Source organism: Ferroplasma sp. Type II (assembly GCF_000496155.1).
On the sequence record NZ_KI542765.1, the window covers coordinates 1,168 to 2,144 of the forward strand.

2 protein-coding genes are annotated in these 977 nt (G+C 27.0%); both read left to right on the top strand.

Going from position 1 to position 977, the window contains the following annotated elements; genetic code table 11:
- A partial coding sequence (gene tnpA, locus AMDU4_RS10560; protein ID WP_290705066.1) for an IS200/IS605 family transposase occupies positions 1-339 on the top strand: 339 nt, incomplete at its 5' end.
- A partial coding sequence (locus tag AMDU4_RS10565; protein ID WP_290705069.1) for an RNA-guided endonuclease TnpB family protein occupies positions 326-977 on the top strand: 652 nt, incomplete at its 3' end. The genes tnpA and AMDU4_RS10565, both read left to right, overlap by 14 nt.

Here is a 977-nt window from a genome sequence, read left to right on the forward strand (position 1 = left end):
AAGTTTTTTAATGATGCAATAGTTGATTTTCTAAAAATGAAGATAAGGGAAATATCAGAAACATTCAATGTTGATGTACTGGATATAGAATGCGATAAGGATCATTTCCATATGCTATTCAAGGCAACGCCATTATTAAATATCACAAAATATGTAAATGCAATAAAGACAATAACATCAAGGGAAATACAGAGAAACTTTCCCGATGTTAAAAATGAATTATATAATAATGAATTCTGGGCTCCTTCTTATTTTTTGGCAACATCAGGCCAGGTTACATTAGATGTTTTAAAAGAATATGTAGACTCACAGGAGGCAAAAAGGCATGAGGGCTTATAAATTCAGAATATACCCGAATAAAGAGCAAATCAAAAAGATAGATTATATTCTTGATTTATCCCATAATTTATACAATGCAATGTTAGAACAGAGAAAGATGGCATATGAATTAAAGAAGGATTTTTATTATAATATAAATGTTAATTATACATACCAGCAGAATCAATTACCAGAGTTAAAAAATGAATTCCCTGAATATAAATATATATATTCACAGGTACTTCAGGATGTTGCAAATAGGTTAGACAAAGCATATGATAATTTCTTTAGAAGAATAAATGAAAAGGAAAAAGGTAAAAAAATAAAAGCAGGTTTTCCAAGATTTAAATCAAAGAAAGTATACAAATCATTTACATATACACAATCTGGATTTGAAATATTAGATAAAACACATTTAAAATTATCAAAAATAGGAAAAATAAGAATGTTCAAGCATAGAGAAATCAATGGAGAAATAAAGGGATTAACAATAAAAAGGGAGAATACAGGAAAATACTATGCTATATTCACTGTTAATGAAAATAATAATATAAATTATTCACTGATTCCTGATAAACCAGTAGGTTTCGATTTAGGATTGTTATCATTAATAAAAACAAGCAATGATGAAGATATAGAACCACCAAAATATTTAAGAA